A 19,786-nucleotide genomic window follows, 5' to 3' on the forward strand; every position below is an offset into this window, starting at 1 on the left:
TTTAGAAAGATATCAAACAATCGGGTAGTAGTTTCTTGATTTTTTCTTTCTCAGCATCAGATAGGTTGTTGCCAGACAAATGTAATGCTTCTAAGTTTTTTATGTCTTTTATGGATTCTGGTAATGAAGATAGTTTATTGTTATCCAGATGGAATTGTTTTAGACTTTTGAGTTTATTTATTGACTCAGGTAATTCTGATATATTATTGAATGATAATGAAAGGGTTTCTAATTTTTTAAGTTTCTCAAGTGATTTAGGTAATTTTTTTAATTGGTTGCTAATTAAGTATAATTGTTGAAGATTTTTAAGTTCGCCAATAGATTCAGGTAGTTCCGTTAGTTCATTTTCTGATAGATACAAGATGTCTACATTTTTTTTGTTTAACAGTGCTTTTTGTAAAGAATAGTAACTGTTTTCAAAATTAATAGCACAGTTAGGTAAGAGTTGCTTGCTTTTTTCTTTTTCAGATTTTGATAGTTTGTTACCTGAGATGTTAAAATCTTTTAGCGAAGTAAGCTTTTGAAGAGTTTTTGGTAGTCCGCTGATTTTGTTAGAGTTGAGGTAAAGTAGTTTTAATTTAGAGAGATTCCCAAAACTTTCAGGGATATCATCTAACTTATTCTCTTTACAAATTAACCACTCCAGGTTTTTTAGGTCACCAAAAGAATCAGGTAATTCATCGATTTGGTTATTTGATAGGTTTATAGCTTCTATTTTTTTTAGATTTCCAAATGTATCAGGTAGTCTGGATAGCTGATTTCCTTGTAAAAGAAGTTCTTGTAGGTTCGATAGGTTGCTAAAAGTATTGGGTAGTTCGGTAAGTTGATTATGTTTTACATCTAGTTTTTTTAAACGTGTAAGCTTACCAAAAGAATCAGGTAATACTTTGATTTGATTATTTTTTAAAAAGAGCCACCCTAAATTTTCTAGATTGCCAAAAGAATCAGGTAATATTTTGATTTGATTTTCAGATAATAGTAGTACTTCTATATTTTTCAGGGCACAAAAAGATTCAGGTAAATCAACAAGTTTGTTTTGTTTTAGATTAAGTGTACGTAAGTTTTTTAGATTTCCTAAATCATCTGATAGTGTGTGTATTTCATTCCCTTCAAGATTGAGATATTGTAGTTGTTGAAACTGTGTGATCTCCTTAGGTAGTTTTGTGAGTTTAGAATGGCTGAGGTCTAATTTGTATACTAACTCTTGATTGTCAAGAGCTTCTTGTAATGAGGTGTAAATTTTATTCTTCTGAGCTATTGCTGTTATGCTTCCTATCAGTACTATTACTATAGTAATTATCTTTCTCATACATTAACATTTTTCTATAGAAAACACCATAAAAAGGTATTAAAAAACAGGTAGTATTGTAGAAAGCACATAAAAATCTTTCTGAATATTCCCTATTGTAAAGTTATTGTTTAATTTCTTACTCATTACCTAAAAACCTTATTTTTTTAATTGTAAAACATGAGTAGAATATAGTACAAAGATTCAAATCAAATTGAAGTAATAATACACTGCTATTGGTGAAAAACGCTCACTGTTTTCAGGGAGTTTTGTTTTTTTGATGATGCAAAAATAACCGAGAATTATTGTTTTTGAGGATGCGAAAATATGTTGCATTTTGGGAGATAGCGAATTAACAGTTCTCGTTGCTTAAGAGATAAATAATTACGGGTTACATATAAAGTGGTTAATTTGTTAAGTTGATGTAGAGATTCTGGTAGCGAGGTAAAATTGTTTTTGGATAGATATAGACTTTTTAATTTTTTTAAACTTCCAATGGTTTCAGGCAAGAGGCTAATTTGATTTTTATTTAAATTTAATAATGTAAGGTTGCGTAAATTAGAAAAATCAAAAGGCAGGTTTTTAAGTTTGTTTTGGTCAACATAAAAGGTCGTGAGGTTGAGCAAGTCACCTATAGATTTTGGGATGCTAGTGAGTTGATTTTTAGAAAGAATTAGCTTTTCCAGAGATTTTAAGTTTCCAATTGTCGAGGGTAAAGAAGTAAGGTTGTTTTCGCTTAGGTGCAAAGCTTTTAATACTGATAAGTTACCAATAGAATCTGGAAGAATACAGAGCCTATTTTTACTTAGGTTTAGGGTTTGTAGTGCAGGCAGATTACCTATTGATTTTGGTAAAGATGATAATTTGTTTTCTTGTAAGAAACACGTTGTTAACTGTTGAGCTTTTCCAATTGACAGGGGGAGTTCAGTTAATTCGTTGTTGTTTAGTTCTAATAATTTTAGTTGAGATAACTCACCTATAGAAGAGGGTAGTGATGCTAACTTATTTTTCTTAAGATTAAGGGTTTTAAGATTTTTTAGATTGCCAAAAGATTCAGGTAAATGTATAATTAGATTACCAAATAGGTTAAGATTTTCTAGGGCAATTAAGTTGCCAAAACTATGTGGTAATGTGGTTAATTGGTTATAACTTAGCGTTAATTCTTTCAGTCTATGCAACCCACCTATTGCATTTGGTAATTGTTTCAGTTGGTTTTGGTGTAGATGTAAAAACTCTAGAGAGCTTAAATCTTCTATTGTATTTGGTAAGGATGTTAATTCATTGTTGTATGCTTTTAAATAAACCAGATTGCTAAGATTTCCTATCTCGTTGGGCAAGCTTTTTAGTTTATTACGATCTAGAATTAGAGTTTTTAGGGTAGATAAATTTCCAATAGAACTAGGTAATGAAGTGAGTTTGTTTTGATAAAGGTTTAAGACCGATAGGTTTTTTAAGGTTCCAATACAATCAGGTAATTTTACTAGTTTATTCTCGAAAACTGTTAAGGAATCAAGGTTTTTAAGAGAACATACAGTCTCGGGTAGAGAAGTTAACTCATTCCATTCGAGACGTAATGTCTGAAGATTTACAAGGTGTCCTATTGATTTAGGAATATTTGAAATTTTATTCCCTTCAAGCTCTAGTACTTCTAATTTGGATAAATTACTTATAGAATTTGGTAAAGTGGTAAGTCGGTTTTTGTTTAAAAAGCACTTTTTTAGATTTGATAGATTGCCAAAAGACTTTGGTAATGTGGTGATAATATTGTCACTTAGATCCAGTACTTGTAGCTTGGTTAATTGTTTTATTGATGTAGGGAAAAATTCAATTTTATTTCCTTGAGCAAGAAGAGTGTGTAAATTAGGGAAATCTCCGATAGCTGTTGGTAATTCTGAAATGCTTTTATATGAAAGATCTAATATGTATACTTGATTTTTATCAGCAAGTGCTTCTTTTATAGTTGTAAAAACCTTCTCTTTTTGAGAGAATATTGTTAGATGAAATAGTGTTAAAGTGAAAAAAAGAAAGCCTGTTTTTTTTGATAAAAAAGAATCCAAAAGCAAAGTGTTTTATTTATACAAAGATCAAAAAAAACAAATAGCTTGAAAAGCGTTTTATAACAATTTAAAAAAGGAAATTACTTGTATGATTATTGTAAGGTTTATAGATTAGGATAGTCTAATAAGTAGTAAAGTACAAAAGGATAGAATTGATGAAAAATAAAACCGTTAAAATGGTATCAGAGTATATCGAAGAAGGAATAAATGACTCATATAGTTATCAGGAATATAAAGACTTGGTGAGTAGTTTATTAGCTGAGGGAAAATCTACAGGTCATGAGCAATCAGAGGCATTAACCAATTATAGTAAGCTTAATGATCGTAGGATGAAAAGATGGGATAAAACCTTGAAAATTAGTAAATCTATAGCAGATTCTTTTTCGAATGCTGATCTAAATATAACCTGGGTGGTGTTAACAGAAGGATGGTGTGGAGACGCAGCTCATATACTACCAGTTTTGAATATGCTTGCAGAACTAAATGATGGCATAGATTTAAAAATTGTGTTAAGAGACGATCATGATGAGCTGATGAGTAATTTTTTGACCAATGGAGGGAAATCGATACCCAAACTTATTGCCTATGATAAAGAAAATAAAGAGGTAATAAACTCTTGGGGGCCCAGACCATCAGTAGCCACTCAAATGGTAAATGAATATAAACACAAACATGGTAGCTTAGATTCAGATTTTAAACAGGATTTACAGGTTTGGTATAATAAGGATAAGGGCGCAAATATTGCCGAAGACCTGCTTAATTTATTGTAATATTAAGATCCATAATTAAAGTAATAGGTAATAGAACCTTTCTGTTCTTCAATGTCAGAGCGAGAAAATAGAGCTTGTCGGGCATAATCAAGCGCGTTGTCAAATAAGCATTCGTTTCGCGTAGTAGAGTTTTTCTTATCAATTTTGGTATTGATAACATATCCATTTTGATTCACTTCAATTTTTACAACTACTTTACCACTTCCGTTGCAAGTGTATACAGGGTTAGGAAGATCTACTGCCTTTCTGTTTTTTAAATTGTAAGTAAGAGAACTGTTTCTGTTGTTGCTCTCTTCTTCTTCAGATTTTGGCTTCTCTTTTTTCTCGTTTTCTTTTTCCTCTTCATCATCAAGGGCTACTTCACTATCATCAGTTTTAAGTTCCTGGCTTTCTTCTGCCGCGGTTTCAGTTTCAGTTAGAGATTTAATTCGTTGCTCGAATTCATCATGATCTTCAAAATCTTCGTTATATGCAGAATGTGTTCTTTTGCCCTCTACGAGTTGTCGGTCTTCTTGGGCTATTAGCTCTTCTTCAGGCTGTTCTTCATCCAAAAGGAATTCTTCAGGTATCTCCATCAAAATTTCAGATTGCTCCTTTTGCTTATTCATCATATTGATGTTATAAAGACTTAGAACAACAATTCCCATCAGCATCGAAGTGATAATCAGAGCTTTATGTTTTTCTATAAATTCCATAGGTATCTATAACTAATTTTATTCTACATTATTTTATGTAGCTTCAATTTTTGATTGTAACTGACTCTCGAAAGCATCAACACTAATAGCATCTTCAACAGAAAATGCACCTATTTTAGTTCTTCTTAAACCAGTTAAATGAGCCCCGCTATCTAATTTTTTTCCAAAATCATGTGCCAATGATCGTATATACGTTCCTTTACCACAGACCACTCTAAAATCTACTTCTGGCAAGTCAATTCTAGTAATTTCGAATTCGGTTATTGATATTTTTCGTGGTCTAATTTCTACTGCTTCACCTTCTCTGGCATATTCATACAATCGTTTTCCATCTTTTTTTAATGCAGAAAAAACCGGAGGATATTGTTCGATTTCTCCAATAAAATCGATAGTTGCATTTTTAATCATTTCTTCAGAAATATGACCAATAGAGAAAGTTTGGTCTATTTCGGTCTCGAGGTCGTATGATGGTGTAGTTGCTCCCAACTTAAGAGTGCCTGTATACTCTTTAATTTGACCCTGAAATTCTTGTATACGTTTAGTAAATTTTCCTGTACAGATAATTAATAACCCAGAAGCAAGGGGATCAAGTGTTCCTGCATGACCAACTTTTATCTTTTTTATATTAAAGTTTTTTCGAATAAGCCAACGAAGTTTGTTTACAACCTGGAAAGATGTCCATTGTAATGATTTGTCAATCAATAAGATTTGACCGTCTTTATAATCTTGTTCGGTTAGCATTATAGGTGGGGCTATTTAATAAAACCAAAACTGATGGCTAATAAGCCAACAACAGTACAATATACGGCAAAATAAGTTAATTTGCTTCTTTTTACCAATGAAATCATCCATGTACAGGCAAAAAGCCCTGAAACAAAAGCAGCGATAAAGCCAAGTGCTATTGGAATACTGTTTTGAGATGAAAACGACAGATCTCCACTAAGAACATCTTTTGCAATTTTTCCAAAAATTAAAGGAATTACCATTAAAAAAGAAAATCGAGCAGCTTTAGTTTTGTCATTACCTAGTAAAACAGAAGTAGAAATTGTTGCTCCACTTCTTGAAATCCCTGGTAACATTGCAATAGCTTGTGAAATACCAATTACAAGTGCATTAGAACTGCTAACTGGTTTTTCGGTGTTTTTTGCCTTATCAGCCAACCACAAAAGGACCGCCGTGATAAGAAGCATAAAACCTACAAACATAATATTACTACCAAAAAGTTGTTCTAATTGTTCTTCAAAAAATAATCCGACTATAACTGCTGGTATCATAGAAATAATGATCTTAAGAGAAAAGAAGGTTTCTTCATTTTTTTTGAAACTCAATAATCCTTTTATAATGTCCAAGATGTCTTTTCTAAAGATAACTATTGTACTAAGTGCTGTTGCAAAATGAAGAACTACAGTAAAAAGAAGAGATTCTTCAGGTACACTATTATCACCTAAAATAGCTTTGCCAATTTCAAGATGTCCGCTGGAAGAAACGGGTAGGAATTCGGTTAGACCTTGCACTATTCCTAAAATAATCGCATCAATAATTTCCATATAAGATATTGGATTTTCTTAAATTTGATACAAATATATAACTACCGTAAAATAAAATGTTGAATTACTGTTTTTTCTTCTTATCAGGGTTCAGTAAAATGGCATAAACTTCAATTCCAAAACCTATCAAAACAATTGTAGGTGCCAACCTAATCCTTCTGAAGTTATAAATCTCGGGATTAAAAACATTAGGGTCATCACTTCCGCCACCAGCCATAAGGATAAAGCCAAGAGCAATTACACCAATTCCAATCGCCATAAAGACATAGTTCTTTTTTCCGAAAACAAAATCGGGTTTTGGAGGAGTATTTTTATTGGATTGTTTTTTGGTGCTCATCGTTTTCAATTTCGTTAAATATCACTTGATCATCAATCATTAACTTGGATATATGTCCCATGTTTTTATCTCGGGTAAATATAGTCCATCTTTTTATAGCATACAAAGTAACGGATTTATTAAAAATATCTGAACGCAATTGCTCCAAATTTAAGTTGTATTTGAGTCCCCGGTTAATATAATAGTAATGCGTGTCACCCTTAAGAGTGATTACAATATCAAAACCAGAACTTTCTTTAACCTCAGTAACTACACCGCTAATTTTCATAACATCGTCTGGTTGAACATTTCGAACAGGTCTAAAGGTTTGAATGACTACGACCATAAACGCCACAAAGATCGTAAAGACAATTGAGAGATATATTTTTCCAGTTTTTCCCAAGGTAAAAAATTATTAGATGTATTTTTCTAAAAAGTGGTCTGCAGATTTTAGGTAAATACTTTATTGTTAACGAAATGATTAGTTATATAATTTTCTTCTCTTCAAAATGGTTTGATTTTTTTGATAAAAAAGAAATACTATGCTTTTAGGTTCGAATTCAAATTTAAAAATTATTTAATTTTTTGCTTCTTTCTGATTACCTTTTTTTGATAAAAGGTTATCTGTTCTCTTCTTTGGGATGTAAAAACATTTTATACTATAGATTATACATTTTATACTATTAAGACGTCTTTTTGTATGATATAATAAAAACCTAATGCCTTGTTGAGGTAAATTCGTAAAATCTTAACATAAACTCAAACAACCATGAAAAAAATCATTTTAATTTTATTTGCGTGGGTATCATTAGCCTATTCGTATTCTCCTAAAATAAACACCTTGGAAAGGTTTAGTAATACTGGAGGAGAAAATAATGTTTCAGAAATTATAAACAATTCTAACATTTTGAACCCCTTAAGTGTTAATTGTTCTGAAGTGATAGTGGACATTGTCTTTGATAGATATCGATCAGAAACCAGTTGGAAAATAGAAAATGGTAGTGGGCAAATTATGCTATCTGGAAGAGGTACTTCAAATTCACCGAGTAGTGTTTCACAAAACGTATGTCTTGAAAATGGGAATTATACTTTTGTGATAGATGACACGTATGGTGATGGGATTTGCTGTAGGTATGGAGAAGGATCATACACCGTTTCATTAAACGGAACAGTGCTTGCTTCTGGAGGTTCATTTAGATACTCAGAATCCAAAGTATTTACTATTGGTCAAGCCTTACCACCTCCAAATCCATTTAATTTGACTGCTTCGGATATTAAAGCTAATTCAATGCGCCTAAGTTGGGAAGCACAAGGAGAAATTACGAATCAAACTACTTTTGATATTTATAATAATAATGAAATCATCAAGAGTATAGAGGGAATTGAGACCACAACATCTCTAACCGGTTTAGTACCAGAAACATCATATAATCTTTCTGTAAGAGCTAAGAATATTCAAGGAGATTTGTCTGAATTTTCAAACAGTATTACCGTAAGTACTCTGGCGGATAACAATGGCGGTGGAGTTTCTCAGGAAATGCAGGAACTTTTAAGTTTAGTTAATCAAGCAAGAGAAGCAGAAGGGGTGCATCCTTTGACAATTAATACTAAATTAACAGCGGCTGCCGAGTTTCATGCCAATGACATGAATAATAATGGCTTTTTCTCACATACAGGATCTAATGGGTCTAGTGTATCTGATAGAGTTAATGATCAGGGATATTCTTGGAGAAGAGTGGCAGAAAATATCGCAAAAGGACAACGTAACCCTCAAGAAGTTCATGATGCATGGATGAACAGTAGTGGACATAGAAGAAATATCTTAAATAGTGGTTATACAGAAATAGGACTAGCGAGAGTTGCAAGTTATTGGGTTCAGGTATTTGCAGCGCCTTCAGGTGCAGCCTCTTCACGTAGTAATGCTATTGTAATGGAACAATTTGAACCAAAACAGTTTGATATGTACCCTAATCTATTACAAGGAGATCAGAATAAAATTACCGTAGTTGGTCATGATGGGAATACTGCATATCAAGTTTATAGCCTAACAGGAATGATAATGTCTCAAGGAAAAGTAGAAAATGGTACTGTAGAATTGAATGATCTGTCATCAGGAATATATCTGGTGAAATTTGTTATGAATCAGAAAGTTATTACTAAGCGATTAGTGAAAAAGTAGGTTATAGTGCCTCAATATAATATCGTATTAACTTAATCGGATCCTCAATAGAGGGTCTGATTTTGTTTTAGGTCACTGCAAAGCATTTTTCCCTTAGAAAAGGAAAACCCACTTGAGTTAATAATACAATTCATCTGTTCTTAAATTCAGGAATCGTTGTGTGGCAAAAAACGTACTTATCCAAGTGATAAGTACTCCAATTCCAAAAACGCTTGTAAATAAAATAGCAAGTAGAATTTTGTCACTCAATAAAGCTAATTCTGGAAAAGTTTTATCAAGATAATATAGTACAACACCAACACCAATGATAGCAACTATTGCTCCTATCATTCCGAGACGTACACTTTTCCAAACAAAAGGTCTGCGAATAAATTTCTTAGTTGCTCCTACCATTTGCATGGTTTTAATGATAAACCTTTTAGAGTATACGGACAGGCGGATCGAGCTATTAATAAGTAATACAGCAATAAAAGTGAAAATTCCACTAATTAGCAATACCCAAAAACTAATACGTTTGATATTATCATTTAATAATGAAATCAAAGGTTTGTCATAGATCACTTCATCAACAAAATCTTTTTTGATAATAGATGCATTTATTTCTTCAATTTTAGTTTGATCTACAAAATCAGCTTTTAGATATACATCGATAGAATTTTGAAGAGGATTGTATCCAAGAAAATCCATAAAATTCTCCCCTATATCTTTACTATGCTCCTCAGCAGCCTCTTCTTTAGAAATATAAGTAGTGGATTTAGTGTATTCTGCAAGGGCTAGTGTCTTTTCAAGTTGTTTGATTTCTATATCTTTAGCAGTGTCTTTTAAATAAATAGTAAGCGCAATTTTTTCTTTAAAATGATCAGCTACTTTTTTAGTGTTTAAAATCAATAAACCTAATAATCCCAATAAAAATAATACCAATGAGATGCTAATTACTACAGAAAAATAAGAAGAGATTAGTCGTCGTTTTTGGTACTTTTCAAAAGATGAGCTCATAAATTAATTGATTTGTGCGTAAAAATAATAAAGAATAGTTAATTAACTTTGATTTACATAGGAATAACGTCTACTTAAAAAGATTCTTATTCATAAAATAGATTTTAAACATGCATATAGTTATTATAGGAGTTGGTGGAGTTGGGGGATATTTTGGAGGAAAAATCTCCAATTCTAATCAAAAAGTAACTCTGATTGCCAGAGGAAAACATCTTGAGGCTATTCAAAAAAAAGGGCTACAGGTCAAAAGCATCAATGGGGATTTTATAACACATCCATTTTTGGCAACCGATCGTATTGATATAGTAGAAAAAGCGGATTTGGTATTAATCTGTACAAAGTCTTGGCAAGTTCCTGAAGCAGCAGAATTGGTTAAACCTATTTTAAAGGAAGATACTATTGTTATTCCATTACAGAATGGAGCTGATAATGCCGAAAAAGTTAGTACTGTATTAGGTGTAAAACATGTGCTTGGTGGATTGTGCAGGATTTATAGTAAAATAGAAGCTCCGGGTGTTATCTCACATTTTGGTCACCAACCTGATGTTGTTTTTGGAGAACTTGATAAAAGTAAAACCAACCGCTTGCAAAAAGTAAAAGAAGTATTTGATCAAGCTGGATTTAATAATTCCATTTCGGGAGATATCGAAGTGGATATCTGGAGCAAGTTTATGTTTATTACCACGGTTAGTGGGTTGGGAGCACTAACACGAGTTACAATTGGAGAAATGTACGAAAATAAAGGAACCCGTCACGTTTTAGAGCAAACAGCTACCGAGATATATAAAGTAGGTATAGCAAAAGGTGTTTCGTTGCCAGAAGATATTGTAGATCGAATTATGACTTTTATCGGTAAACAACCGTATGAGTCTACAGCTTCTATGCAACGTGATATTATGGAAGGTAGACCATCAGAACTTGATAATTTTAATGGTTTTATTGTAAAAGAAGGGATAAAGGCAGAAGTTTTAACTCCTGTAAATACATTTATACATAGCTGCTTACAGCCAATGGAAGCTAAAGCTAGAATATAATCTTTGTTGATCCTTATTTTGATTTGGAAAAATAATGCCAAATAAGAAGATATAAAGGTATGGATAAGATATAAAGAACTTCTGTAGCACTTTGTTAAGCAAAAAAACTAAATGTTTTACTTTTTATGATCATCGCAAACAATTAACTAAGGATGTTGCTTCACTATCCTGAAGGTTTTAGTAAATTTGCGATCTTAATTTTAGATTGATGAGTTACGATTTTAATACTATCGAAGAAAAGTGGCAAGCCTATTGGGCTAAAAACGAAACTTTTAAAGCTGATAATGATAGCGATAAAGAAAAGTATTATGTGTTGGATATGTTTCCATATCCTTCAGGTGCAGGATTACATGTAGGGCATCCACTAGGATATATCGCTAGTGATATCTATGCACGGTATAAACGTCATAAAGGGTTTAATGTATTGCATCCACAAGGGTATGATTCTTTTGGATTACCGGCAGAACAATATGCAATCCAAACTGGGCAACACCCAGCGATTACCACCAAAGAAAATATAGCTCGCTATCGAGAGCAATTAGATAAAATCGGATTCTCTTTTGATTGGAGCCGTGAAGTAAGAACCAGTGATCCTAATTTTTATAAATGGACACAATGGATCTTTATTGAGCTTTTCAACTCATGGTATGATAATGATGCTGACAAGGCTAGATCTATTAAGGACTTAGAAGCTATTTTTGCTTCAGAAGGAAATGAAAAAGTAAATGCGGTATGTGATGAAGATATAGCCTCATTCACTGCCAAAGAGTGGAATGATTTTTCTTCAAAAGAAAAACAATCGATTGTATTAAAATATCGATTAACCTATTTGGCAGAGACCGAAGTAAACTGGTGTCCACAATTAGGAACTGTACTGGCTAATGATGAGATTGTAAATGGAGTTTCTGAACGTGGCGGGTATCCTGTGATTCGCAAAAAAATGACACAATGGAGTATGCGAATCTCTGCATATGCAGAACGCCTGCTACAAGGATTAGAGACTATCGATTGGACAGATTCGTTAAAAGAATCACAGCGTAACTGGATAGGAAAATCTGTTGGTGCCAGTGTTACGTTTAATGTAAAAGAACACGATGAAACAATAGAGGTTTTTACAACTCGCCCTGATACTATTTTTGGGGCTACATTTATGACGTTGGCTCCAGAGCATGAATTGGTAGCCAAAATAACAACTTCTAACCAAAAAGAGGCTGTTGATGCATATATAGAAGCTACGGCTAAGAGAAGTGAGCGTGAACGTATGGCAGATGTAAAGACCATTAGTGGGGTATTTACGGGGGCATATGCAGAGCACCCATTTACCAAAGCACCTGTGCCTATCTGGATCGGAGATTATGTATTAGCAGGATATGGTACCGGAGCTGTAATGGCTGTGCCGTGTGGAGATCAGCGTGATTACGATTTTGCAAAACATTTTGATATCCAGATAACTAATATTTTTGAAGGCGTAGATATTTCTGAAGAAGCTTTTGCAGATAAAGAAAAAACGATTATCGCAAATTCTGATTTTCTTAATGGGTTAAACTATAAAAAGGCGACCAAAACTGCCATTTATGAGTTAGAAAAACTAGGTCAGGGAGAAGGCAAAATCAATTATAGATTGCGTGATGCAGTATTTAGTCGTCAACGATATTGGGGTGAACCATTTCCAGTATACTATATAGATGGAATGCCGCAGATGATTAATGTAGAACATCTACCAATAGTATTACCCGAAGTAGAAAAATATTTACCTACAGAGACCGGTGAACCACCATTAGGGCGTGCAGATGTTTGGGCATGGGATGCCAAAAATAATAAAGTCGTTTCTAATGATTTAATAGATCATACGAATGTCTTTCCTTTAGAATTAAATACGATGCCTGGCTGGGCGGGGAGCTCTTGGTATCCATTTAGATATATGGATGCAGGTAATGAAGCAGAATTCGCTTCTGCAAAAGTTATGCAATATTGGCAAAATGTAGATTTATATATAGGAGGGAATGAGCATGCAACAGGTCATCTATTATATTCTCGTTTCTGGACAAAATTCCTGAAAGACAGAGAGTATTTAACCGTTGATGAGCCTTTTAAAAAGTTGATCAATCAGGGAATGATTTTAGGAACAAGTGCAATTGTTTATAGAATAACCGGAACTAATAAATATGTTTCTAAAGGAATAAAAGATCAATTTGAAACAGAAGAACTGCGTGTAGATGTAAGCTTGATTAATAGTTCAGATGAGTTAGATGTAGATGGGTTAAGAAAGTGGCAACCTCAGTATAATGATGCAGAGTTTGAATTCGAGGATGGAAAATACATTGTGGGCAGAGAAGTAGAAAAAATGTCTAAACGATGGTTTAATGTCGTGAATCCAGATGATATTTGCATTAAATATGGGGCAGATACATTGCGTTTGTATGAAATGTTCCTTGGACCGTTAGAACAAGCTAAGCCTTGGAATACAGCAGGGATTACCGGAGTGCACTCTTTTCTTAAGAAATTATGGAAATTATATCATAATGGTGAAGTGTTTAATGTAACAGATACAGAACCTAGTAAAGAAGATTTGAAAACATTACATAAAACGATCAAAAAGGTAGAAGAAGATATAGAGAACTTTTCGTTTAATACATCGGTAAGTACTTTTATGATTGCGGTAAATGAGTTAACAGCTCAAAAATGTACTTCAAGAGCTATACTAGAGCCTTTGATAGTGTTAATTTCTCCATATGCGCCACATATTGCAGAAGAATTATGGCAAAGGTTGGGGTATAGTGAATCTGTTTCTAGAGCGGCTTTTCCTGTGTTTGAGGAGAAGCATTTGGTAGAAAGTACCAAACAATATCCAATTTCATTTAATGGTAAAATGCGTTTTACTATGGAGTTGGCTTTGGATCTAAGTAAAGATGAGATAGAAGTAGCAGTTATGGCTCATGAAAAAACACAGCAGCAACTTGCTGGTCGAGAACCTAAAAAAGTGATCATAGTACCTGGTAAAATTGTGAATATAGTAGGGTAAGTTGTTGTAAGTGAGTTTTTTGTATATTGAGGGTAGGTAACGTCTTTCTTATTAAGGTTTCAGAACCTTTAGTATAAAAAAATGTATTATTTGTTAAATTTACTCTATGATCTTAGAGGTATTTGACGTTATTTTACTACTGTTTTACTGTTTTGATAAAAAAACATTCAATTTCTGTAAAAAGAAGAGTGTTGATTTTTAGGGTTTACTATGATTATACTAATAAAAATTTAATAAAAAACTTAATATCGAGTTGATGTTTTATGGTTTTTGTTAAAAAACAAAAAATCTTCAAATTTGTTAATTCTGTACTTTTAGAGTTTTTTTAATTGTGTATTTTGCGGAAAACATATATTTTCGGCACAAAAATTATAGATATGGTAATTGGTGTTCCCAAAGAAATCAAAAATAACGAGAACAGAGTAGGTGTTACACCTGCTGGGACTATGGAACTTGTTAGACATGGTCATACTGTTTTTATACAACAAAATGCTGGTCTTCAAAGTGGCTTTGAAGATGAAGAGTATATCAAATCTGGTGCTAAAATTTTACCAACAATCGAAGAGGTGTATAGTACTGCCGAAATGATTATTAAAGTAAAAGAACCTATTGAGCCAGAGTATGCATTGATCAAAAAAGATCAATTGGTATTTACCTACTTTCATTTTGCTTCTGGTGAAGCGCTAACTAATGCGATGATTGCTAGTGGTTCTGTCTGTGTTTCTTATGAAACCGTAGAAGATCCAGATCGTAGCTTACCTCTGTTAACACCTATGAGTGAGGTTGCAGGAAGAATGTCGGTTCAGCAAGGAGCTAAGTATTTAGAAAAGCCATTAAAGGGAAGAGGAATTCTTCTGGGTGGTGTTCCTGGTGTTCCGCCGGCAAAAGTACTGGTGCTTGGAGGTGGTGTTGTAGGTACACAAGCAGCAAAAATGGCAGCAGGAATGGGAGCTAACGTAACTATCTTGGATATCAGTATGAAGAGATTGCGTTATTTGGATGATGTGATGGCAGCTAACGTGAATACAGAATTCTCTAACGAATATAATATTAGAAAACACATAAAAGATTCTGATTTAATTATTGGAGGAGTGTTGATTCCAGGTGCCAAAGCTCCAAAATTAATTACCCGAGACATGCTTTCAGAAATGCGTCCGGGTACGGTGCTAGTTGATGTAGCAGTAGATCAGGGAGGTTGTTTTGAGACAACTAAGCCGACAACACACCAGGACCCGGTATATATTATTGATGATATAGTGCATTATTCTGTAGCGAATATGCCTGGAGCGGTGCCATATACGTCAACTTTGGCATTAACTAATGTCACTTTGCCATATGCAGTACAATTAGCAAATAAAGGCTGGAAAAAGGCGTGTGCAGAAAATGAGCCGCTAAAAAAAGGACTGAATGTAATCAACGGAGACGTAGTGTATCCAGCGATATCAGAAGCTTTTGACCTTCCGTTAAAAGATGTAAATGAATATTTGAATTAAACTCGATTTATTGGCTAACTCAAGTTTATTTTATCAAAAACCTCGCTTTGTGGCGAGGTTTTTGTATTTTATATCCCAATAAATTAAGATAAAAAGTATATAGTTATGATGGGATATTATGTCATTGCAGGAATCATATTCTTGGTGAGCTCATTTGTAAGTAATAAGTTAAAAAGTAAATTTAAGAAATACTCTAATATACGCTTGCAAAATGGAATGAGTGGGGCAGAAATTGCAACCAAGATGTTGCAAGATAATGGAATACGTGATGTGCAAGTGGTTTCGACTCCAGGAATGCTTACAGATCACTATAACCCTGCAAATAAAACAGTAAATTTAAGTGAAGGAGTGTATAATCAACGTAATGCTGCTGCAGCTGCTGTTGCTGCGCATGAGTGTGGTCATGCAGTGCAACATGCCAGAGCGTATAGTTGGTTAACAATGCGATCTAAGATTGTGCCCGCAGTAGGGGTAGCAAGTAAGCTTTCTAATTTTGTAATCATGGGAGGTTTGGTGCTTTCTGCATCAGGGATGATCTTCGGAAATACGGTTTTTCTAATAGGGATTATACTGTTTGCAGTGACTACATTATTCGCTTTTATTACGTTGCCAGTAGAGTATGATGCAAGTAATAGAGCTTTAGCTTGGTTAGAAAACAATAATATGCTTACTGCTCAAGAACATGCAGGAGCCAAAGATGCTTTAAAATGGGCTGCTCGTACTTATGTGGTTGCTGCTTTAGGGTCTTTAGCAACATTACTTTACTTTATCTCCATTTTCATGGGAGGAAGAAGGGACTGATATATAGTATTGGTTTCCTTTAATCTTTAAAGGGTAAAAAACAAACTGCTTACAATAGACTGTAAGCAGTTTTTTTATTTATACAGTTTGTGTAGATGTTAAATGAGGAAAAGACTGTTGTAATTGTAAATTAAAAATATTTATGGGTAATAGATTTAGGGATATGACACTGTACTATAAGTAGTTAATTAATGGAGTTAGCCGAAAATCCTTTAAAAAGAGTAGGTTCTTAAAACTTATAGTATTATGAAAAATCTTAAAGCATTTAATCAACTAAAGTGTTTTGTTTTAATCCTGTGTATTGGCACGTTTTTAATGACTTCTTGTGAGCAGGATGAGGAGTTGAAACTAGAGAAGCTCGAAGAAATCACCACGAAGAAATCTGAAAAAGGAGAAGAAATTAGTGGAGAATGTTATGTCGGAAGGGCTTCTTGCCCAGATAATTTAACCAATAATGGTTGTGATTTTACATCTGGTAGCGGTAGAGATATGCCTAATCAATATTTGATGGTAGATATGTTAAATAATTGTCGTAGACAGTCTCTTCCTTCCAATTGTAGCTGGTGGTCGAACATAACAGAGACACGTGTCATAAAAGTAGATTTAAACAATTGTTGTTATCCTGCATATGCAATGACAGGTAGATTGAATTCATGGAAAAATGCTGCAGTAGCCGCTAGACCGAGTTCGGCATATCTAATTACAAATTATGAAAGAATTGGCGGATTTATGGTTACTACTTATGGACCTTATAGAATGTCAATACGAGTTACATATCGTAAAAAAATATGTTCTGCAGTAGCTAATCCGGATGTGGTAAGAGAGTAAGTTATGGTATAGTTTGTGAGAAGAAGTGGTTACCTAAATCTGTAATATGCAATGAAGCTTTGTTGTAAATATTTCATATGCAATAAAGTACAATAAAGAGATGTTGTTTTGTAGTAGTTTCGAGCTACAACAGGTTTGCTACTACATAATGCGGATTAAAGTGTTTAGCTTTAAAGTAACCACTTTTTACTTATATTTTGATCTGTCTGTCGATTTGTTGATTTAGGGATATAAATGTTTCCGTTCGGGATACACCTTCTATAGCTTGGATGTTTTTATTCAAAACATTCATTAGGTGTTCATTGTCTTTACATAGTATTTTAATAAAGATAGACCAATTTCCTGTAGTGTAATGGCATTCGATTACCTCAGGGATGTCTTTTAATTGTTTTACTGCTTTGGGATTGCTTACTGCTTTGTCTAGATGTACTCCTACAAAAGCCATTGTTTTGTAGCCTAATACTTTTGGATCAATAATAAACTTAGAGCCGGCAATAAGTCCTGAAGCTTCGAGCTTACGAAGTCTTTGGTGAATTGCAGCACCCGATATTCCAATTTTTCTGGCAATTTCAAGAATTGGTCTTCGTGCATCCTCCATTAGATTGCGAAGGATTTCTTTGTCAATACCATCAATTTTCAGGTTATTATTTGAGCCTTTCATAGAGTAAAAAATGTCAATTAATAACTAAAAGTACAATTAATGGTTTGAAAATGATAGATAAAATTAAAATTTCGTGATAAATTGAATTTTTAGATAGTAAAAGACTTATGTTCAACCTGTAATAAGGTGAGTTGAATATTCTTGCCTATCCTTTTACTCCGTCAGGATTGTACCCGAGATACTCGCTTTCTTTTTCATTGAATATAATACCATATTCTTCTAGTTCTTTAAGGATAGGGGTGTATATTTCTTCTTGGATTGGAATCAATACTCCTGTTCCTGTGATTTGCTTATTTAGAATTCGTAAGGTTGCCATTGCGACAGGTAAACCTACGGTTCTCGCCATAGCTGTATACTTTTGATCTTCTCCTATGCATACCATTGTAGCATCTATTTGTTTGTGCTTACCATTAAGTTCGTAGCCGAACTTATGATACATCACGATCATGTCTTTATCTCCTTCGTCAAGAGTCCAGTTATCCATTAATATTTTTTGGAGAATTTGTGCAGGAGTGGCGTTAGGGATGCCTACTTTTTTATCCGGATTAAAAAGATCCAGTTCCAGAAGTTTATCCCACATAATATCGTCTTGATCGATTTTAAGATAGTGGCGTAGCTTTAATTCCACTGAATCAGAAGGCGAATACGCTAAAAAAGAATTTGTAAAATCCCGATAACTCATATGTTCAGAATTCTCAAGAGTATAGTCGTCTGCCGTCATGCCTAACTGTACAAAGGTATTCCAGGCTCTTGAAAAGCCTACTCTTCTTATTGTTCCGCGATACAAAGTTAAAATGTTATCTAGTCCATATATGCTTTGGTACTTTAGAGAATTTCGATTGGCATAGGCTTCAAAACGACCGTAGCCTTCGACTTCTAAAAACTCTGTTCTTCTAAATAATTTATGATACGGGATATATTTGTATGTTCCTTCTTGTATAAATTCTGCTGCACCACCTTGCCCAGCAATAACTACATTGCGAGGATTCCAGGTAAATTTGTAATTCCATAAATTAGTGTCACTTTCGGGAGCTACTAATCCTCCTGTAAAAGATTCAAACAAGACTATTTTGCCTCCTTGGTTTCTAATCTTATCGATAACCTGCATTGCGCTCATGTGATCAATTCCTGGGTCTACTCCTATTTCATTCATAAAAACAAGACCTTTCTCACGAACCTTTTCGTCAAGCTCCTGCATTTCTGGGCTAACATATGATGCGGTAACCATGCATTTGCCATAGGTAAGGCAATCTTTGGCAACTTCTATATGAAATCGAGCAGGCAACATCGATACGACAATATCTGCGTTTTGAATAGCTGCTACCCTAGAGTCTTTGTCAAAAACATCTAATAGTATTGCTTCGGTATTCGAATGACCGTTAGCTAATATGTTAGCGTTTTCGATAGAGATATCACCAATGGTGATGTGTAAATTCTCTGAAATAGATTTATCCTGAAAATATTTAATTAAAACAGCAGTGGATTTACCTGCACCAATAACTAAGATCTTTCGCATACCTTGTGATATTTTGATAACTTTGATACGAATGTAATAAATACCTTAAAAAGTAGATCCTTAAATTTAGTGGATTAATTATATTTTTTTTAAAAATGTGTCTAAGTTTTAAAATTCAATACTTATTATAGTCAATTATGAATAAAATATCTATAAACAAAACAATATTGATTACAGGTGCAGTAATGGGATTGCTGGCAGTACTTTTAGGGGCTTTTGGAGCTCATGGGCTGGAAAAATTTGTGGATTCAGAAAGTATCGATTCCTTTACTACAGGAGTGCGTTATCAAATGTATCATGCAATAATATGTGTGGTTTTAGGGAATATGTCTGTTTTACAAGAAGTTACAAGAAAACGGATTTTTTACTTTTTTGTAGGGGGAATAACCCTTTTTTCAGGGTCAATATATCTTTTGGTGATTGATGAAATTTTGGGTGTTTCTTTGTCAAGTATTGGTTTTGTTACGCCTATAGGAGGTTTGTTGTTGATATTGGGGTGGGTTTTCTTTGTAATTTCGCTTGCGAAGATTAAGTGATTTTTTTGTCGGTTAGTGTAATTATTATTTATAGTTTTGCATGTACA

18 protein-coding genes are annotated in these 19,786 nt (G+C 33.6%); 8 read left to right on the forward strand and 10 right to left on the reverse strand.

All coding sequences use genetic code 11. From position 1 onward, the window contains the following. Position 1: 1 nt before the first annotated feature. Complete coding sequence (locus tag C1X07_RS07470; protein WP_103069351.1) at positions 2-1,309, reverse strand: leucine-rich repeat domain-containing protein; 1,308 nt, start codon at positions 1,307-1,309, stop codon at positions 2-4. A gap of 281 nt (positions 1,310-1,590) precedes the next feature. Next, positions 1,591-3,345 carry a leucine-rich repeat domain-containing protein gene (locus C1X07_RS07475; protein WP_164914114.1) on the reverse strand — a complete coding sequence of 585 codons (1,755 nt, stop codon included), beginning with the start codon at positions 3,343-3,345 and terminating at the stop codon, positions 1,591-1,593. A 155-nt stretch (positions 3,346-3,500) separates the two neighbouring features. Here C1X07_RS07475 and C1X07_RS07480 point away from each other — a divergent pair, with 155 nt between their 5' ends. Further along, a complete protein-coding gene (locus C1X07_RS07480) occupies positions 3,501-4,115 on the forward strand; it encodes a thioredoxin family protein (protein WP_241507206.1) in 615 nt (204 codons plus the stop codon). A gap of 2 nt (positions 4,116-4,117) precedes the next feature. Here C1X07_RS07480 and C1X07_RS07485 read toward each other — a convergent pair whose 3' ends face one another. The 5 genes from C1X07_RS07485 to C1X07_RS07505 form a co-directional block, all read right to left on the reverse strand. Then, on the reverse strand, positions 4,118-4,810 hold the full coding sequence (locus C1X07_RS07485) for a hypothetical protein (RefSeq protein WP_103069354.1): 693 nt from the start codon (positions 4,808-4,810) through the stop codon (positions 4,118-4,120). Positions 4,811-4,843: 33 nt separating this feature from the next. Further along, positions 4,844-5,551 (reverse strand): tRNA pseudouridine(55) synthase TruB, encoded by a 708-nt coding sequence (gene truB / locus C1X07_RS07490; protein WP_103069355.1) that lies wholly within the window; start codon positions 5,549-5,551, stop codon positions 4,844-4,846. A gap of 11 nt (positions 5,552-5,562) precedes the next feature. Continuing rightward, positions 5,563-6,357: an undecaprenyl-diphosphate phosphatase gene (locus tag C1X07_RS07495; RefSeq protein WP_103069356.1), complete on the reverse strand. Its 795-nt coding sequence runs from the start codon at positions 6,355-6,357 to the stop codon at positions 5,563-5,565. A 64-nt stretch (positions 6,358-6,421) separates the two neighbouring features. Continuing rightward, the gene (locus C1X07_RS07500) at positions 6,422-6,694 is read right to left on the reverse strand and encodes a DUF3098 domain-containing protein (RefSeq protein ID WP_103069357.1); all 273 of its coding nucleotides are present in this window, start codon (positions 6,692-6,694) and stop codon (positions 6,422-6,424) included. Then, positions 6,669-7,076 carry a hypothetical protein gene (locus C1X07_RS07505; RefSeq protein ID WP_241507207.1) on the reverse strand — a complete coding sequence of 136 codons (408 nt, stop codon included), beginning with the start codon at positions 7,074-7,076 and terminating at the stop codon, positions 6,669-6,671. Before C1X07_RS07505 ends, C1X07_RS07500 begins: the two co-directional genes overlap by 26 nt. A 366-nt stretch (positions 7,077-7,442) precedes the next feature. Here C1X07_RS07505 and C1X07_RS07510 point away from each other — a divergent pair, with 366 nt between their 5' ends. Beyond that, complete coding sequence (locus C1X07_RS07510; RefSeq protein WP_103069359.1) at positions 7,443-8,852, forward strand: CAP domain-containing protein; 1,410 nt, start codon at positions 7,443-7,445, stop codon at positions 8,850-8,852. A 117-nt stretch (positions 8,853-8,969) separates the two neighbouring features. Here the strand turns inward: C1X07_RS07510 and C1X07_RS07515 are convergent, their stop codons facing one another. Continuing rightward, positions 8,970-9,848 carry a cell division protein FtsX gene (locus C1X07_RS07515; protein ID WP_103069360.1) on the reverse strand — a complete coding sequence of 293 codons (879 nt, stop codon included), beginning with the start codon at positions 9,846-9,848 and terminating at the stop codon, positions 8,970-8,972. A 110-nt stretch (positions 9,849-9,958) separates the two neighbouring features. Here C1X07_RS07515 and C1X07_RS07520 point away from each other — a divergent pair, with 110 nt between their 5' ends. The 5 genes from C1X07_RS07520 (at position 9,959) to C1X07_RS07540 (ending at position 17,026) form a co-directional block, all read left to right on the forward strand. Then, positions 9,959-10,882, forward strand: a complete 924-nt coding sequence (locus C1X07_RS07520; protein ID WP_103069361.1) for a 2-dehydropantoate 2-reductase — start codon at positions 9,959-9,961, stop codon at positions 10,880-10,882. A 208-nt stretch (positions 10,883-11,090) separates the two neighbouring features. Continuing rightward, positions 11,091-13,904, forward strand: coding sequence for a leucine--tRNA ligase (gene leuS, locus C1X07_RS07525; RefSeq protein ID WP_103069362.1), 2,814 nt, complete (start codon positions 11,091-11,093; stop codon positions 13,902-13,904). Positions 13,905-14,281: 377 nt separating this feature from the next. Continuing rightward, positions 14,282-15,397, forward strand: a complete 1,116-nt coding sequence (ald, locus tag C1X07_RS07530) for an alanine dehydrogenase (RefSeq protein WP_103069363.1) — start codon at positions 14,282-14,284, stop codon at positions 15,395-15,397. Positions 15,398-15,502: 105 nt separating this feature from the next. Further along, positions 15,503-16,198, forward strand: a complete 696-nt coding sequence (locus C1X07_RS07535) for a zinc metallopeptidase (protein ID WP_103069364.1) — start codon at positions 15,503-15,505, stop codon at positions 16,196-16,198. Between the two features lie 246 nt (positions 16,199-16,444). After that, positions 16,445-17,026, forward strand: a complete 582-nt coding sequence (locus C1X07_RS07540) for a hypothetical protein (protein ID WP_128755218.1) — start codon at positions 16,445-16,447, stop codon at positions 17,024-17,026. A 190-nt stretch (positions 17,027-17,216) separates the two neighbouring features. Here C1X07_RS07540 and C1X07_RS07545 read toward each other — a convergent pair whose 3' ends face one another. Both C1X07_RS07545 and C1X07_RS07550 read right to left on the reverse strand, forming a co-directional pair. Next, positions 17,217-17,687, reverse strand: a complete 471-nt coding sequence (locus C1X07_RS07545) for an Lrp/AsnC ligand binding domain-containing protein (protein WP_103069366.1) — start codon at positions 17,685-17,687, stop codon at positions 17,217-17,219. Between the two features lie 145 nt (positions 17,688-17,832). Further along, complete coding sequence (locus C1X07_RS07550) at positions 17,833-19,203, reverse strand: saccharopine dehydrogenase family protein (protein ID WP_103069367.1); 1,371 nt, start codon at positions 19,201-19,203, stop codon at positions 17,833-17,835. Between the two features lie 137 nt (positions 19,204-19,340). Here C1X07_RS07550 and C1X07_RS07555 point away from each other — a divergent pair, with 137 nt between their 5' ends. Further along, entirely contained in the window at positions 19,341-19,739 is a 399-nt protein-coding gene (locus tag C1X07_RS07555; RefSeq protein ID WP_241507208.1) for a DUF423 domain-containing protein, read from the forward strand. Positions 19,740-19,786: the final 47 nt, after the last annotated feature.

It is taken from the genome of Aquimarina sediminis, assembly GCF_002895435.1.
GTDB classification, from domain to species: Bacteria; Bacteroidota; Bacteroidia; order Flavobacteriales; family Flavobacteriaceae; genus Aquimarina; species Aquimarina sediminis.

What these genes read in the sequence shown, in the direction of transcription:
- C1X07_RS07470 (WP_103069351.1), bottom strand. Translation starts at nt 1,309, where the DNA reads ATGAGAAAGATAATTACTATAGTAATAGTACTGATAGGAAGCATAACA.
- C1X07_RS07480 (WP_241507206.1), top strand. Translation starts at nt 3,501, where the DNA reads ATGAAAAATAAAACCGTTAAAATGGTATCAGAGTATATCGAAGAAGGA.
- C1X07_RS07485 (WP_103069354.1), bottom strand. Translation starts at nt 4,810, where the DNA reads ATGGAATTTATAGAAAAACATAAAGCTCTGATTATCACTTCGATGCTG.
- truB (WP_103069355.1), bottom strand. Translation starts at nt 5,551, where the DNA reads ATGCTAACCGAACAAGATTATAAAGACGGTCAAATCTTATTGATTGAC.
- C1X07_RS07495 (WP_103069356.1), bottom strand. Translation starts at nt 6,357, where the DNA reads ATGGAAATTATTGATGCGATTATTTTAGGAATAGTGCAAGGTCTAACC.
- C1X07_RS07500 (WP_103069357.1), bottom strand. Translation starts at nt 6,694, where the DNA reads ATGAGCACCAAAAAACAATCCAATAAAAATACTCCTCCAAAACCCGAT.
- C1X07_RS07510 (WP_103069359.1), top strand. Translation starts at nt 7,443, where the DNA reads ATGAAAAAAATCATTTTAATTTTATTTGCGTGGGTATCATTAGCCTAT.
- C1X07_RS07515 (WP_103069360.1), bottom strand. Translation starts at nt 9,848, where the DNA reads ATGAGCTCATCTTTTGAAAAGTACCAAAAACGACGACTAATCTCTTCT.
- C1X07_RS07520 (WP_103069361.1), top strand. Translation starts at nt 9,959, where the DNA reads ATGCATATAGTTATTATAGGAGTTGGTGGAGTTGGGGGATATTTTGGA.
- leuS (WP_103069362.1), top strand. Translation starts at nt 11,091, where the DNA reads ATGAGTTACGATTTTAATACTATCGAAGAAAAGTGGCAAGCCTATTGG.
- ald (WP_103069363.1), top strand. Translation starts at nt 14,282, where the DNA reads ATGGTAATTGGTGTTCCCAAAGAAATCAAAAATAACGAGAACAGAGTA.
- C1X07_RS07535 (WP_103069364.1), top strand. Translation starts at nt 15,503, where the DNA reads ATGATGGGATATTATGTCATTGCAGGAATCATATTCTTGGTGAGCTCA.
- C1X07_RS07540 (WP_128755218.1), top strand. Translation starts at nt 16,445, where the DNA reads ATGAAAAATCTTAAAGCATTTAATCAACTAAAGTGTTTTGTTTTAATC.
- C1X07_RS07545 (WP_103069366.1), bottom strand. Translation starts at nt 17,687, where the DNA reads ATGAAAGGCTCAAATAATAACCTGAAAATTGATGGTATTGACAAAGAA.
- C1X07_RS07550 (WP_103069367.1), bottom strand. Translation starts at nt 19,203, where the DNA reads ATGCGAAAGATCTTAGTTATTGGTGCAGGTAAATCCACTGCTGTTTTA.
- C1X07_RS07555 (WP_241507208.1), top strand. Translation starts at nt 19,341, where the DNA reads ATGAATAAAATATCTATAAACAAAACAATATTGATTACAGGTGCAGTA.